Source organism: Arthrobacter sp. GQ119 (genome assembly GCF_059759125.1).
Genome location: NZ_JCAXEA010000082.1, coordinates 1 through 438 on the forward strand (window position 1 = coordinate 1; position 438 = coordinate 438).

Genomic DNA, 438 nt, shown 5'->3' on the forward strand with positions numbered 1-438 from the left:
CACCGGTCCCGACATGACGTTCTCCAGGGCGGTCATGTTCGGGAAGAGGTTGAACGACTGGAAGACCATGCCGACCCTGGTCCGCTGCTCAGCCAGTTTCTTGGGACTGTGCGCGTGGTAGGCGTGCGCAGTCTCGTAGTAGCCGAAGTCTTCGCCGTTGACCTTCAGGACTCCGGAGTCTACAGTTTCCAGGCCGTTGATGCAGCGCAGGACGGTGGACTTGCCGGAGCCGCTGGGTCCGATGATGCAGCAGATCTCGCCGCTGGCGATGTCCAGGTTGATGTCTTTGAGGACTGTTTTGTGTCCGAAGGACTTTCGGATTCCGCGGGCGTGAATGGTGCCGTCGTTGCTCATCGCAGGGTCCCTTCCGGTTCGGTCAGCACAGCTTTTTTCGCCTTCCGGGGAAGCCGGGAGGTTGCGCGGGAGTATTTCTGTTCG

1 protein-coding gene is annotated in these 438 nt (G+C 60.3%); it reads right to left on the minus strand.

Translation table 11 applies throughout. The features are described from left to right. A partial coding sequence (locus tag AC6CH3_RS23450; protein WP_498134714.1) for an ATP-binding cassette domain-containing protein occupies nucleotides 1-354 on the minus strand: 354 nt, incomplete at its 3' end. Nucleotides 355-438: the final 84 nt, after the last annotated feature.